At 56.0% G+C, this 16,465-nt stretch carries 6 protein-coding genes; all 6 read left to right on the plus strand.

What is annotated here, in order from left to right; translation table 11 throughout:
* Nucleotides 1-11: 11 nt before the first annotated feature.
* From AABZ39_03070 to AABZ39_03095, 6 genes are read left to right on the plus strand one after another with little or no spacing between them, the layout of a single operon-like run.
* On the plus strand, nucleotides 12-6,329 hold the full coding sequence (locus tag AABZ39_03070; GenBank protein ID MEK6793731.1) for a PKD domain-containing protein: 6,318 nt from the start codon (nucleotides 12-14) through the stop codon (nucleotides 6,327-6,329).
* Nucleotides 6,330-6,341: 12 nt separating this feature from the next.
* Nucleotides 6,342-9,839, plus strand: a complete 3,498-nt coding sequence (locus AABZ39_03075; protein ID MEK6793732.1) for a tetratricopeptide repeat protein — start codon at nucleotides 6,342-6,344, stop codon at nucleotides 9,837-9,839.
* Between the two features lie 10 nt (nucleotides 9,840-9,849).
* Complete coding sequence (locus tag AABZ39_03080) at nucleotides 9,850-12,468, plus strand: hypothetical protein (GenBank protein MEK6793733.1); 2,619 nt, start codon at nucleotides 9,850-9,852, stop codon at nucleotides 12,466-12,468.
* A 2-nt stretch (nucleotides 12,469-12,470) separates the two neighbouring features.
* Complete coding sequence (locus AABZ39_03085; protein ID MEK6793734.1) at nucleotides 12,471-13,694, plus strand: hypothetical protein; 1,224 nt, start codon at nucleotides 12,471-12,473, stop codon at nucleotides 13,692-13,694.
* Between the two features lie 12 nt (nucleotides 13,695-13,706).
* Nucleotides 13,707-14,483 carry a ParA family protein gene (locus tag AABZ39_03090; protein MEK6793735.1) on the plus strand — a complete coding sequence of 259 codons (777 nt, stop codon included), beginning with the start codon at nucleotides 13,707-13,709 and terminating at the stop codon, nucleotides 14,481-14,483.
* Complete coding sequence (locus AABZ39_03095) at nucleotides 14,480-16,459, plus strand: adenylate/guanylate cyclase domain-containing protein (GenBank protein MEK6793736.1); 1,980 nt, start codon at nucleotides 14,480-14,482, stop codon at nucleotides 16,457-16,459. Before AABZ39_03090 ends, AABZ39_03095 begins: the two co-directional genes overlap by 4 nt.
* Nucleotides 16,460-16,465: the final 6 nt, after the last annotated feature.

The following is a 16,465-nucleotide window of genomic DNA, read 5'->3' on the forward strand; positions in this document are numbered from 1 at the left end:
TGACGAATTATGTGCACGGCAGCGTAATCGCGGGCACGATAAACATACGCGGTACCAACTATGAGAACTGGTCATCGATAACGGCGAATATGCTGTATACGAACGACGGATTCTATGGTGCTACTGCGGCGACATCGCCGTGGGATTTCGCGCTCAACAGCGGCTTGTTCACGAACGGCGTGCTGAAACTGGCACTTGTGACATCGAATGGTGTCGGTATGACTTTCACGAATACGTGGTCGAACTATGTGTCGAATGCCGGGCCTACGATATCGTTCACGAACCCTGCAGCCGCGATGACATGGATAACCAACGCCACGTATTCAGTGCAGGGCTGGGCAAGCAATGCCGTCGGTCAGATTACCGGCGTCTGGTTCTCGACGAATGCGATGACGCTCTTCAATCTAGCAAGCGGCAACACGAATTGGACAACGAATGTCGATGTGAGCGCGTTCCCGATAACGAATGTGTTCTACGCAGTGGCGAGCAATGAGTATGGCTATGTGACGACGAATTTCCAGACCAACCTGGTTGATGTGACCTTGCCGTTCGCGCAGCTGACGAACATAACATCAGGCGGCTATGTGTCCGGCATATTCACATTCCGCGGCACGAATTATGATGCTCAGAGCGGCATATTCGGTACGAGGGTCATCATTACGAACACAGCCGGTGCGGTTGCGAATATCGACGGTATGCAGAATTATCCGGAGTTAACGAACAATTGGAATTCGGCAGGTGTCGCTGACGGCAGATATTTTGCATACATATCAACGACGAACGGGGCAGGGATGCTCTCCAACGGCGCATCGACTATGTTCGTGGTGAACAATCTCGCTCCGGATATCAGGCAGACAAATATCACTCAGCTTGGAACGAATACCGGCACGCTTACTTTCATCGGCTATGCGACGAACGCTTTCAGCGGCATCGATCCTGCCGCGGTGTACATGATGACGAACCTCGGCACTTACGCCTTTATCACCAACGGCACGAACTTCGCGACGAATTTCAATACTACGCTGGTCACGGAAGGCACGAATCTGTTCATCTTCGCCGCGGTATCGTCGAATTTCAGGACGAATACATGGTATCAGACGAATATAATAGATAACAGTGCGCCGACTTCGGTGGTGACGAATTACGTGCACGGCAGCGTTATCGCGGGCACGATAAACATACGCGGTACGAATTATGAGAACTGGTCGTCGATAACGGCGAATGTGCTGTATACGAACGATGGATTCTATGGCGCAACAGCGGCAACTGCGCCGTGGGATTTTTCGTTCAACAGCGGCTTGTTCACGAACGGGGTCTTGAAGCTTGCACTCGTCACATCGAACGGCGTCAATCTCACGTATACGAATACATGGTCGAACTATGTATCGAATGCCGGGCCTACGATATCGTTCACGAATCCTGCGCCGATGGTGTGGATAACGAATGCGACGTATGCGGTGCAGGGCTGGGCGAGCAATGCCGTCGGTCAAGTTACTGGAGTATGGTTCTCGACGAATGTGACGACATTGTATAACCTTGCTTCCGGCAATACGAATTGGACAACGAATGTCGATGTCTCAGCATTCCCGATCACGAATGTATTCTACGCCGTGGCAAGCAATGAATACGGGTATGTGACGACGAATTTCCAGACGAATCTGGTTGATGTGACACTGCCGTATGCGCAATTGACGAATATCACATCCGGCGGTTATGTGTCGGGCGTGTTCGCCTTCCGCGGCACCAACTTCGATGCTCAAAGCGGCATATTCGGCACGCGCATCGTGATAACTAACACGGCTGGTGCGGTTGCTAACATCGACGGCATGCAGAATTATCCGGAGTTCACGAATAATTGGAACAGCGTTGCGGTCGCCGACGGCAGATATTTTGCGTATGTATCAACGACGAACGGGGCAGGGATGCTCTCCAACGGCGCATCGACTATGTTCGTGGTGAATAATTTGCTGCCGCAAATTATTCAGACAAATATCGGACAGCTCGGGACCAATGCCGGTATCCTTTCATTCGCGGGCTATGCAACAAATGCATACAGCGGCATCGATCCTGCTGCGGTATATATGATGACCAATGGCGGCACGTACTCGCTCATCACCAACGGCACGAACTTCGCGACTAACTTCGCCTCGACGCTGGTGTCAGAAGGCACTAACTTGTTCATATTCGCCGCGGTATCGTCGAATTTCAGGACGAATACATGGTATCAGACGAATATAATAGATAACAGTGCGCCGATATCGGTGGTCACCAACTATGTCCACGGCAGCGTGATAGCGGGTGGCATCAACATTCGCGGCACGAACTATGAGAACTGGTCGGCTGTCACGGCGAATGTGCTGTATACGAATGATGGATTCTATGGGGCTACTGTGGCAACTGCCCCGTGGGATTTCTCACTCAACAGCGGCTTGTTCACGAACGGCGTGCTGAAGCTGGCGCTTGTTACATCGAACGGTGTCAATCTCACATTCACGAACACATGGTCGAACTACGTATCGAACGCTGGGCCTACACTTGCGATCACAAACCCGGCAGTCGCGATGACATGGATAACCAACGCCACGTATGCAGTACAGGGCTGGGCGAGCAATGCCGTCGGTCAGGTTGCCGGAGTCTGGTTCTCGACGAATGCGACGACGCTCTTCAATCTAGCAAGCGGCAACACAAATTGGACAACGAATGTCGATGTGAGCGCGTTCCCGATAACGAATGTGTTCTACGCAGTGGCGAGCAATGAGTATGGGTATGTGACAACGAATCTCCAGACGAACCTGGTTGATGTGACCTTGCCGTATGCGACTCTGACGAATATCACATCCGGCGGTTATGTGTCAGGCGTCTTTACATTCCGTGGAACGAATCATGACGCACAGTCGTCGATCTCAGCGACAAGGATTTTCATTACAAACGCCGCGGGGATAACGGCTAATATTACAGGATTACAGAATAACGGAGAATTTACGAATTTGTGGGATACGACGGCGTTTGTAGACGGCAGATACTTTGCATACGTGTCGACGACGAACGGTGCGGGACTGCTCTCTAACGGCGCATCGACTATGTTCGTGGTGAACAATATCGCGCCGGACATCAGGCAGACGAATGTCACGCAGCTTGGAACGAACACCGGAACGCTCACATTCATCGGTTATGCGACGAACGCTTTCAGCGGCATCGATCCTGCTACGGTATATATGATGACGAACGGCGGTGCGTACTCGTTCATAACGAATGGTACGAACTTTGCGACGAATTTCGCAACGACGCTGGTGTCTGAAGGTACGAACATATTCATTTTCGCTGCGGTATCGTCGAATTACAGGACGAATACATGGTATCAGACGAATATCATCGATAACAGCGCACCGATATCGGTTGTCACCAACTATGTCCACGGTAGCGTGATCGCGAGCACAGTGGTGTTACGCGGTACAAACTACGAGAACTGGTCGTCCATCACGGCGAATGTGCTGTATACGAACAACGGGTTCTATGCGTGGACGAATGCTTCCGCGCCGTGGGATTTCATGCTCAACAGCAGCTTGTTCACGAACGGTGTCTTGAAACTAACACTTGTTACATCGAACGGTGTCAATCTCACATCTACGAATACTTGGTCAAATTACGTATCGAATGGCTCGACGCCGTTCGTTTATATCACAAATACAGTGCCGCTTGTATGGATAACAAATTCGCCGTACACATTACAGGGATTGGCGACGAATGTTTCTGGAGAGATGACCGGTGTTTATTTCAGTACGAATGCAGCAAGCGGTTATGGCTTTGTCGGCGGGACAACGACGAACTGGACGACGAATATAATTGTCGCCGGTTTCCCGATCACGAATGTATTCTACGCAGTGGCAAGTAATGAGTATGGATATGTGACGACGAACTTCCAGACAAACTTCGTCGATGTGACCCTGCCGTTCGTACAGCTGACTAACTTTACTTCAGGCAGCTATGTGTCGGGCATATTCACATTCCGCGGCACGAACTATGATGCACAGAGCGGCATATTCGGTACGCGCATCGTGATAACGAACACAGCAGGTGCGGTTGCGAACATCGACGGCATGCAGAATTATCCTGAGTTCACGAACAATTGGAACAGCGGTGCAGTCGCCGACGGCAGATACTTTGCATATGTGTCGACGACGAACGGGGCGGGGATGCTCTCCAACGGTGCATCGACGATGTTCGTGGTTAACAATATCGGGCCGGATGTGCGGCAGACGAATATCACACAGCTCGGCACGAATACCGGTACGCTCACATTCATCGGCTATGCGACGAACGCTTTCAGCGGCATAGATCCTGCCGCGGTTTATATGATGACGAACGGCGGTGCGTACTCGCTCATCACGAATGGTACGAATTTCGCGACGAACTTCGCATCGACACTGGTGTCTGAAGGTACTAACATTTTCATCTTCGCCGGGGTATCGTCGAACGCGAGGACGAATACATGGTATCAGACGAATATAATAGATAACAGTGCGCCGATATCGGTGGTGACGAATTACGTGCACGGCAGCGTTATTGCAGGGACGATTAACATCCGCGGTACCAACTATGAGAACTGGTCATCGATAACGGCGAATGTACTGTACACGAACGATGCATTCTTCGGCTGGACGGCAGCGACGGCGCCGTGGAGTTTCGCCCTCAATAGCGCGCTCTTTACGAACGGCGTGTTGAAGCTCACCGTGGTGACATCCAACGGCGTTGGGCTGACGTATACGAATACCTGGTCGAATTATGCGTCGAACGGGGCGCTCACGGCGGCGTTCACATCGGATAAGACGAATGTCTATACCTATACGCCGATAACGTTCACCGATCTTTCGACATCGGCGCTCTCCATTACGAACTGGCTCTGGGATCTCGGCGATGGATATACGACGAATTATACTTCGTTCATCCCGTCTTTCGCGCATACGTACACGCAGATGACGACATGCTGGGTCGTTCTCACGGTATGGGATACGCTCGGCAGCAATACGGTGAGCAATCAGTATGTCATCTCCAATCAGCTCCCGACAGCATCGTTCGTGCGGACGGCGGCGTCTGCATCTCCGTTCGTGACCAATTATTTCACGAATACATCGACGGACGCTGACGGCTGGATAACGAATTTCCGCTGGGAATTCGGCGATGGCGTCATCTCCAACGGCGCATCGTTCTCGAACATGACGCATCGGTACACGAACGGCGGCACGTTCAGCGTCGTGTTCACCGTGTGGGACAATAATGGAGGCGTGGCAAGCAATACCTCATCGGTCACGATCGGCGAATACGCGGCGTACTTCGTGATATACGGCTCGAACACGATGATCGCCGGCGATACGAACGAGATAACGATGATGGCCTGCGCGCCGGATGATTCGCGTGCGGCGTTCTACAACGGGTATAAATCGATGACGTTCGGCGGTGCGATGAACGCCCCCGACGGGACGACGCCGAAGGCGGAAGGGATATCGTTCGGCAGCACGGTGTTCGTCTATTTCACCAACGGCTATGCGACCAATCTCGATTTCACGATGGCGCTCTACCGTGCCGGTTCGTGGACGATAACCGCCTCGGACGGCGTTGCATCGACAGCGCCTGCGGGGACCAATGTGTTCACGGTGACGGTGACGCCCGGCGATATGCATAAGAACACGTCGGTGATAAGCGCATCACCCAGGCCGGGTTCGGTGAACACGAACGTGCAGATAACCATCGAGGGCTATGATGCGTTCCGCAACAAGACGACGGTGGCGGCGGTGCCGGCCGTAACGGTGACCGTGAGCGGAAGCAACAGCGCGGCGCCTCTCGTGGTCTACGCCGGCGGCGGCAATTACACGGCGGATTATACACCGACCGCGGCGGGCGAGGATATCATCGAGGCGTACCTCGGCGTCGACAAGATACTCTCCGATGCGGACGGCACGAGCGACGGCGTCTACCATCTCCCGATATCCGTGTTCGAGACGGCGCGCATCAGCGATCTTGCCAGGAAGGCGCGCGGTGTCACGCACGGCGGGAACATATCCGTCTTCAGCAGCAGGAACCCGGCGGCGCGCGGTGAGATCATCGATATCTACTATGAAGTGGTGACGAATTCCGTGGTGTCCATCGGCATCTATGACATGAGCGGAAAGCTCGTGAGCTCGGTCATCGAGAACAGGAAAGCCGATGTGCCCGGCGTGAGCATCGTCTACAATGTCACGGCGCCTGCGACGCGCGGGCTGTACCTGGTGGCATATACCTCGGTCGTCAACGGCGTCACGAAGCGCATTTACTGGAAACTTCTGGTAAAGTAGGATGCATAAATTATGATGACACGAATTCCGATAATACATCATATGGCCCGTATCCGATTCTTCCTTATTATATCACTGTCAGCGGCCGCACTTCACGCGAAGCCGATACCGGCGGTCTATCTCATCGATACGTTCCCGTCGTGGCAGCTTGCGGGCAGTGCATCGCCGTATTTCATGCCGTTAAGCGCAAGCATGCGCTATAACCCCTCGGTCATGGTGTTCATGCCGAAGAACGATGTGACTTTCGTGTATAAGCCGTTCTTTCTGACGCCGGAGGACATACCTATCGGGCTTTCGTTCACGCGGACGCTTTCGGAGGATATCGTCATCGGCGCGGTGTTCTCCATGTTCTCCACCGTGAATATCCTCAACATCGGACGCACCGCCGCGGATGATACGCTCACCGGCTATGCGGCATACCTTATCACGCCGTCGGTCGCATGGCGGATCAACAGCAATGTTTCGGTCGGCGGCGAGGTCGAGCTGCATTATCAGTCCTTCGCCAATGAGAGCTTCCTCGAGGTGGACTTCGGGCTTTCGGGAAGCTTCGTATACGGGAATTTCTATGCGGGGCTTTCGGTGCAGAACATCATTTCCCCGTTCGCCAATTGGGATATGCCGTTCATGATAATGAATTCTGAATCGCTGTCCTTCTTCGATAAGCGGCTCATCCTTTCGCTCGGCCTCTCGTTCCGCCTGCAGGACACGCATTTCGGCATCGCCGGCGGTGTGCGCTGGATACCGATCGATCTCATCGAAGCGTGCGTGGCGTACAATGACGGCAATATCTCCGCCGGGAGCGCGATCACCTTCGAGGCGTTCCGTTTCGATTACACCTTCGCGTTCGATATCTTCAACGTGCTTTCACCCTTCAAGCATACCGTGGGCGTTACGCTCTTCTATTCCGATCTTTTCGGCGGGGCGTCCGCTGCCGATCGGCTCGGTGAGATACAGAAGCTCATGTCGCAGGCGGATACCTTGTACTCTGCGCGGCGGTACCGCGAGGCGATAGCGCAGTGGAGCCGGGTGCTCTCGATGGATAAGAACCACGCCGAAGCGGCGCTGCGCATCGCCCGTACGAAGAACGACCTTGCGAAGCTCACCCGTGCGCTCATTCAGGACGGTCTTGCGGCGATGAAGAAGGACGATTACCCGACCGCGCTCTCGCTTTTCTCCGAAGTGCTCCGCAACGATCCCGATAACGCGGATGCGAAGACCTATATCGCGCAGATCGGCAAGCTCGCGGTGCAGGAGCGGGAGAAGTATCGGCTCATGGCGCAGAACTCCTTCGAGAAGGGCGATTTCGAGGAGGCGCTCAGGCAGGTCGATATGGCGCTCATGATGGACCCGGAGCACGCTCAGAGCAGCGAGCTCAAGGGGAAGATACAGGATTCGCTCGGACGGCAGGCGGAGATCGATAAGCGCCGTGATACCGGCCGTGAATTCGTTGCGAACGGCAGGCAGGAAGCCGCGAAGAAGAATTTCCCGAAGGCGATAGGTCTCTACGAGAAGTCGCTCGCCTATTTCGACGGTAAAGAGAAAAAGGATGTCGAGGAGCTCATTGCGAAGACGAAGAAGGCCGCCGAGGATGAGGGGAAGCTCCAGAACGCCCAGGTCTATTTCACCATCGGCAGGGAAGCGTATGCGCAGAACGACCGTGAACGTGCGGTGCTCAATCTCAACAAGGCGCTCGATATCTATCCGGATTATGACGAGGCGCGCGCACTGCTCGATGAGATAGATAAGAGCAGGAAAGAGAAAGTGAATTCGGCGCTCGCCCGCGGGAAGGCGGCGTTCGATGAGGGGAATTATACCGCCGCTTCCGCCGCGTGGCGTGAGGCGAAGTCGCTCGACCCGAAGAGCGCGCTTGCGAAGGAATATTTCGAGATGCTCGAGCGCGAGAAGGATGCGAAGCTCAAGTCGTTCACGCAGATAGCGGAAAAGGCGCTCGCAAAGGGCGATTATGCGACCGCGCGCGAGTATTACGAGAAGGCATCATCGCTCAGCCCGGAAGACAAGGCGATCGCGGACGCGTACAGCAAGGTCGTTGCCAAGGCCGTGGAAATGGTCGCGCGCCGGAAGGAATCGGCGCTCGCGCATGTGGCGGCGAGGGAGTACCGCAAGGCCGCCGAAACGTTCCAGGAGGTGCTGGCCCTTGAGCCCAATGACGATGTGGCAAAAAGCTATGTGAACGAGATACGCGCGGTCGAGAAAATGCCCGCGCTCTATGCCGATGTAAAACGCGCCGTTGACGGCAGGCGTTTCATGGATGCGAAGAAGCTCATCAATGAGATGACGAACACATCGTTCCGGTATCTCACCGATGCGGCCGGGGTGCTCACCGAGGTGCGTGCCGTCGCTGAGGCGGTCGATACGGAAGTGAAGAAGCAGGAGAAAGAGGATGCGCTCATCGTGCAGTTCGAGGCCGGTGCCGCGCACTTCAAGCGCAAGCGCTTCCGCGAGGCGATAGCCCTTTGGAAGGAGATGCTCGCACAGGACCCATCCAATGAACTTGCCAGGGAATATATCCAGGTGGCGGAAGAGCGCATAAAAGAAGAGGAAGATAAGAACTACAATAATGCCGTTGCGCTCATACAGAAAGGGGACTGGGCCGCCGCACGCGATGAGCTTGCCAAGGCGCTTTCGCTCAATCCTGATAATAACAATGCAAAGAACGAGATGACGCGCGTGAAATACGAGATCGATAAAGCGGTGCGCTCGCTCGAATCGGACGGTGAGGGCTCGTTCAAGGGCGGCGGGTATGCGGATGCGCACAAGGCCTTCGAGAAGGCGGCCGTGCTCGATCCGGAGAATTACCGCGTCAAGGAACGGATGATGCAGATAAAGGTCGCCGAGGAATATGCGAAGAAGGCCGAGGCGTTCGAGGCGGAGGGGAAATTCGCCGATGCCATGGCGGCGCTTGCTGAGATCATCGCCATGAACCCCGATGATGCCGCTGCGCAGGGAAAGATCATTGCGCACCGTGAACGCGTGCAGAAGGACCTTGAGAAGAACCTCGCCGAGGGGAGCGACTTCTATGCGAAGGGTGATCTCTACAAGGCGATCAAGCGGTGGGAGGCGATACTCCCCGTGCTTACGGGCAGCCGAAAGAACGATATTGCCGCGAAGATAGCCGAGGCGAAGCGTAAGATAGAGGAAGTGAAAACGGATATGCTCGAGACGGCGCGAAAATACAGCGCATCGCGCAATTACAGCGCGGCGATAACGGCGTACCGGAAAGCCATTGAGAACGACCCGCAGAACACCCAGCTTCGGCGCGAGCTGGAGGATGTGGAGCGGAGGATGTCTACCGCGGTGGTAGCGGCAAAGGCAGCGAGCGAAGAGGATGTGCGCAGGAAATTCGCCGAGGGTGTCGAGTTCTATAAAGCGGGCGATTACCGCCAGGCGATCGCGGCATGGCAGCGCGTGCTCCAGATGGACCCCTCCAACGAGAAGGCGAAGAGCTATATCGGGCGTGCGCGTACAAAACTGGAATTATCGGGTAATTAAGATGTGCATCATGCGATCGATCATCATCTCCGCGGCACTTTCCGTGTGCGCTTGTGCGGCGGACCTCTCGTCATTTGCCTGGAAACATTTCGGTGCCGAGCATGGTATCGGCACGGTCACCGCCCTCGCAGCGAAGGGCGGCAGCATCTATATCGGTACACAGAAAGGCGTGTTCCGCATGTCGGGGACGAATATCGCCCCGGAAAAACGCATCGCCGAGACGTTCATCAGCGCGCTTCTCGCCCTCGATGATGATATATGGGCCGGTTCTCCGGAGGGGCTGTATCTCTATCTCGGTGCGATCAGGAAGACGCTTCTCCTGACGAAAAAAGAAGGGCTCCTCTCCTCGGAAATAACCGCGCTCGCGTACGATGAATCGTTCGTCTATATCGGTACGAAATGGGGCATCAACTGCTACGACCGGCGGACGAAGCAGCTTTCAACCCGGAAATATACCGTGATAAACGGTCTGCCGTCGAACAAGGTCTATGCGCTCCATGCCGCACCGTCCTATCTCCTTGTCGGAACGGAAAAGGGGCTTGCGTGGAAGAAGAAATTCGAGGCGTCATTCGAGACGCCGGAGAAGGAATCGAACATCAAGGAGATACGCATCAATGCGGTGGCGCTCGTAGAGAACACGGCATTTGCCGCCACCGACGGCGACGGCGTATACCGCATCGATATCGATACCCTCGCGTTCACACGGTATGATGCATCGTCCGGGAAGATACCCGATAATTTCGTGAACGACATCTGCGCGGACGGGAGATATATCTGGGTGGCCACGTTCGACGGCGGCGCCTGCTATGACCGGACGGCGGACAGCTGGGCGCAATGCACCGATGTGCTCAGGAAGGGCAAGTCCGGGTCATCCGATGTGCCGATGAACGTGCTTCTCACTGACGGCGAGAACGTATATGCGGGTATCGAAGGGTTCGGGCTTTCCGTGACGACAAAGAACGTCCCGGGGCTTACACTCTCGCCGTACCTTGCATACCGCAAGCGCGCGAATGCCGCCGGCAAGCCTGCGGTGCTCTTCATCTACGGCACCGCGAGCGGAGCGTCACCGGTGAAGCAGGTGACGATCGCCTGCCGCGATGCCCTCTCGCGCAGGGAGATCACGAGCGGGATGACCGTGGAACGGCCGCGCGTCCTCGAGCATACGGGGAAGGCCGGGTTCAGCGATGACATCATCGCTGCGATCGACCTTTCCGAGAGCAGGCTCGCAGCACGGCTCTGGGATCTCATCGTCGATGTCGTCGTGACCGATGAGGCGGGGAACGAGAACAAGGTTTCGCAGCTATTCCTCTATGACGGCGAGGCGCCGTCGTTCAAGTATGTATCGTTCAAGGAATATACGGACGCAGAGACGGCGCTCATCGAAGGGCGCTGCCGCGACGCTTCGCTCTCATCGCTCGAGGTGGTATCGAACGCGGCGGTCGTCGAACGCAAGGAAATGCTCAATACTTTCTCCGTGTCGCTCCCGTTGCAAGAAGGGGTGAACCGGTATACTATGCAGGCAGCGGACGTCTGTGGGAACGTCGCCGCATACGAGATAAAGATAATCCGTGACACGCTCGCGCCGGTCATAGCGCTTGAATCGAGCGAGGTCGCCGTGCCGTGGGAGAACGATGTGCTCACCATTCCCTACAAAGAAGAGAATATCGACGACAAGCAGGTATATATCGTCAAGGAAGGCAAGCGCTTCATGTGCGATGTGAACAAGGGCGCATCGACGATAACCGCGAAGCTTGCCGCGACCGATATGCCGCGAAAGCATGTGCTTACCGTGTACGACCTCGCCGGTCACCGGACGGAATATCCGTTCAATCTGTTCCGCTCCGCGGAGATGGTCGATATACTGCTCGACCCCGTTGAGCCGGTCACGAAGAAACCCGTCGAGACGTTCCGCGGGAAGCTGTTCTCCAAGTCGGACGCGAGCGTTGCCGCACGTGATGCCGGTAATGCCGTGCTCCCGATAGCGTACAATCGCTCCGGGAAGACGTTCTCGCTCGAGTGTGCGCTCGCTCCCGGGACGAACATCATAACGTTGTTCGCGACGAACGCCGCAGGGTTCACGCGGGAAAAAAGGGTATCCATAGTTCATACGCCGGAGGCAAGAACGCTCATCGCTTCGGTAGACACGCCTCGTGCCGTGCAGACCAATGCGGACAATGAACTCGTCGAGCGCATGAAGCGGGAGAACGAGGACCTGCGCAAACGCAATGAAGAGCTCGCGAAGGCGGAGGCGAAGGCCGCAGCGACACCCCCCAAGGAGAAGGTGGTATACCGCACCATCGAGAACGAGATACCCGAGCAGTCGCCCGCTATCGTGCTCGTGTCGATGAATTTCGCCAATGAGAACGCATTGAGCGCCATGGTGAACAAGTACTACGGCAACCCCGGCATATTGGAATGGGTACTGGCGGTCAATGCATCAATACCCAACGAACAGTTGAAGCAGCGAGGGAAGATAGTCGTACCCAATAAGAAAATGGTGGAATTCCTCATCCTCAATAAAAAGAACGATTCCCTCCTGAGAAGGATACGCTCCGATGCGTACTCGCTTTTCACGAGCGGGGGGGCGAACAGGCTTTATACGCTTGAATCGCTCCTGTCGCAGCGGTAGGTATGGATACAGAGCCGGTCACCGAACACAAGCGATTCTCCGCGCCGTTCTTCGCGGTGTTCACCCTGATAGGGTTCGCGGGGGCATTGTGCGCGCTTTCCGCCGGGGCCATCGTTTCGGCCGCGATACTCAAGAAGGCCATCGAGAACCGCATTGGTACGGCGAACCGTGCGTTGATCCAGATGGCGGAGGCGCCGGAAATAAAGATGTTCAGCTTCATCGCATCGTTCAATCCATCGATGAACATGGTCGAGGAGAAACTGCGCGAGTTGAAGACATCGTGCGATGCGGCGACCTATGCGGCGATAGAGAACCATCGCGGTGCCGTCGTTGCTGCCGTTTCCTTCGACGGAAAAGCGGTGCGCACCGGCGTACCGCTTGCCGAGATGCCGACGATATCGATCGATGCCGGACGTCCGGTCATTACGCTGTTCAAGCCGATCAGCAATGTGTTCGGCGAACAGGTGGGGCGTGTCATTCTGAGCGTGGACATGGTCACGTTCTGCCGCCAGGAGACCGCCGTGCTCGGGCGGCTCTGCCGATATACGTTCGCGGCGAACAATGAGAGCGACCCCTATGTAACAACCCTTTCGATGCGTACGCACCCGCTCGGGCTCCTCGCGAAACAGCGCATCGATGCATCGCCCGGACGTGCATTCTCGCTCCTTGTCGTTCTCCGCTATCTGCATCTTGCCGCAGCACTCGCCGTTGTGCTTCTTATCGCGTTCGCGTTCGGGGGCATCCTCGAGGGGCTGCGCATGGCGCTCTACCGCCCGCCGGTCCAGCATGAGCATCATCGGCATCACCGTGCGGCGTGGGAAGAGAAAGAGAAGGAAGAGTTCATCAACAATCTCATCGATATAAAATCGACGATGCTCTCGGTGAGGAAGCGCCTGAGCGATATGAAGCATTCCGTACACGGCGGAAAACGATCGGTGCTGGAAAAGGCAATGACCATCGATGCGAATACGTACCTGACCGGCGGGAAGACGGCCATCATCGATTCCGCGGAGGATGAGCGCGAGATGGAGCAGAACGATGCCTATGATGAGAGCGAATATGAAGTGCTCGATATCGAGCGCTATGATGCGGCGTCCCGTATGGTCGTGAAAGAGAGGACCGGCGATCAGGAAGGGAAGACCGGGCTTTCGACGGAAGGCGGACCGCGGGAGATCATACATTCGCATGATGCCGCGGATTACGCATCCATTACGATACCATCATAACAAGGGCGGGTCATGGACAAGAACGCTATCGTCATCAGTGTCGGCAATCAGAAGGGAGGGGTGGGGAAGACGACATCCATCATCGCCTGCGCGCGTGCCGCGGTACAGAAGGGCGCTCGCGTGCTCGTCATCGATATGGATGCGAACGCGCTTGCGACCGCGATAATGTCCGGCGGACGCGATTTTCCCGACGGGAACACGCTTCATTTCCTCAAGGGCGGCGGGAAGAAGAACATCGTGCGCGCGGAAGCGCTCGGCATCGATTTCGTGCCGTCGCACAATGCGCTCACCGCCTTCGATACGGAACGCGGGAACGCGGGTAAGCTCAACCGTGCGCTCGATTCCGTCATTACACGCTCGGGGGTGCGCTCCGAGTACGACTATATCTTCATCGATACGCCGTCGACGGTGGGGCGCTCGCTCATGAACGCGCTTATCGCCGCGACGATAGTCCTGATACCCGTCTGCATCGATTACCTCTCGCTGCAGGGCGTCACGAAGATAGTGAATACCATACGCGCGGCTGAACGCGAGCTCGGGCGGACGATAGCGTATTTCTTCTTCGTCACACGCTACATGGAAACGTCCGAATCCAGGGAAGTGCTCGGCATGCTCACGCAGAAGCTCCGCGGTTCGCTCTTAAAGACGGTCATATCCTACGATGAGGTCTTTTCCCAGAGCATTGCGCTCGGGAAAACGGCCGCGGTGGAAAATTTCGCGCGATATGATACGATACTGAGCGCGGTGACCGGCATTCTCGGCAGGACATCCCCGAGGGAGGGGGCATGAGCGAATACACCAATGCACTTACATCGATAGTCTCCACCATTGAGAAGGAAGTTGCCGGCGAGGGGACACCGCCGGTATCGCCCGCCGCCGCCGCACCGGTGGTGAGGGACGAGAAACCGCCCTCGGTGGCATTCTCCATTCGATTGAAGCTTTCGCTCATGATCGTTTTCATCATCATCGCCGTCATCGTTTCGCTTTCCGCGACGTTCATCAATAACCAGAAGGCCGTCATGCTTGAGGCGATGGAGAGCAAGGGGCGCGTCATGGCATCGCAGATAGCCAAGGGCGTCCTTGAGATAATGATACAGCCGGAGATATACGACCCGAAGGCGCGCGAAGAGGTCGTGGTCATGAACATAAAGCAGACCCTCGATGAGAGCGCGCGGGAAAAAGAGATAATCTATGTGAAGCTTTTTGACAAGAACGACGAGCTCCTCTATGGCGCGGGTACGCACAATGCGAATGCGCTGCCCCTGCCGAAATATGCCGTGCCGCTGCGCGAGGACGGGAAGATAGACCATCAGTTCAAGATGATCGGCACCGGGAAGGCATCGGAGCCCTCCGGTGTCCGCATGCTCATCGGGAACATGCTCGCCCTCGAGAACAATCTTTTCGATATCGCGTACCCGGTCATGCCGCTCGGCGGGAAGCGGCATATCGGCATGGTGCATGTGGGCGTGAGTCAGGAAGAGAACAACAGGCGCATCATCCTTGCGGTACAGAACGCGCTCGTCATATCGCTCTTCGTGCTCGTCGGCGGGCTCCTCCTTTCGCTCATCTTCGCCACGTTCTTCACGAACCCCATACGGCGGGTAAAGGACGCGCTCGTCGCGGTATCGCAGGGCGATCTCGAGCAGCATATCCGCTCGCGATCGAACGACGAGATAGGGATTCTCACCTGGAATTTCAACCGTATGACCGAGGGGCTGCGCGAGAAGGAGAAAATGCGCGACAGGTTCGGCAAGGCGGTGAGCGAGGAGATCGTCGAGGTCATGATGAAGGGCGAGCTCAATCTCGGCGGCGAGAACAAGAGCGTTGCGATGCTCTTTTCCGATATACGCGGCTTCACCCGTCTCTCCGGCGACCTTACGCCGGAGCAGGTGCTTGAGATGTTGAACGAGTATTTCACCATCATGGAGGGTGTGGTCAAGCGCAATATGGGCGTCATCGATAAATATGTCGGCGATGAGATCATGGCCATCTTCGGGGCCGTCATCGAGCATCAGGATATCGAGGAGTGCGCGTGCCGCTGTGCCATCGAGATGATGGTCGCCCTTGAGGAACACAACAAAGCGCGCGAACAGGCGGGGAAACTTCCGCTGCGCATCGGCATCGGCATCAACAGCGGGACCATAACGGCGGGCATGATCGGCAGCCGTAATCGCATGAACTATACGGTCATCGGCGATACGGTGAACATGGCCTCACGCCTGTGCGATGCGGCGAGCAATCACGGGCTCGGACCCATCGTGATAAGCGATGAGACCTATCAGCGGGTGAAGGATTATATCATGGTGCGCTCCGGGGCGCTCATTGCGGTCAAGGGCAAGGACCACCCCGTTCCCATCTATGAGCTCATCGGCGTGCTCGAAAGGAAAAAAGCGAACAGGCTGAAACTTGAGACGCTCGAGAACAAGCCCCCCGAGCCCAACGACCCGCGGCGCGGCCATGAGCGCGTCAATGTGAACGTCGACCTTAAGGCGGAGTGGCGGCGCGTGAACGATGCGAACCGTATCCCCATTTCGCACATTGAGGACGTCAGTTTCGGCGGCATGAAATTCGTCACGAGCGAGCCGCTTTCGGAGAATGAGTGCATAGAGATGACCATAGCGCTCCCGAAGCATTCGATACGTTTCATCGCCGATGTGCGGCACGGCACGGCATCCGAGGGTACGCATACCGTCGGGGCCGAATTCGTAACGATATCGGGGATGGACCTTGCGGTATTGAGTTCGCTCATGAGCATGGTGAAGTAGCGCACG

It is taken from the genome of Spirochaetota bacterium (assembly GCA_038043445.1).
Taxonomy (GTDB): domain Bacteria; phylum Spirochaetota; class Brachyspiria; order Brachyspirales; family JACRPF01; genus JBBTBY01.

What these genes read in the sequence shown, in the direction of transcription:
- AABZ39_03095 (MEK6793736.1), top strand. Translation starts at nt 14,480, where the DNA reads ATGAGCGAATACACCAATGCACTTACATCGATAGTCTCCACCATTGAG.
- AABZ39_03085 (MEK6793734.1), top strand. Translation starts at nt 12,471, where the DNA reads ATGGATACAGAGCCGGTCACCGAACACAAGCGATTCTCCGCGCCGTTC.
- AABZ39_03080 (MEK6793733.1), top strand. Translation starts at nt 9,850, where the DNA reads ATGCGATCGATCATCATCTCCGCGGCACTTTCCGTGTGCGCTTGTGCG.
- AABZ39_03090 (MEK6793735.1), top strand. Translation starts at nt 13,707, where the DNA reads ATGGACAAGAACGCTATCGTCATCAGTGTCGGCAATCAGAAGGGAGGG.
- AABZ39_03075 (MEK6793732.1), top strand. Translation starts at nt 6,342, where the DNA reads ATGATGACACGAATTCCGATAATACATCATATGGCCCGTATCCGATTC.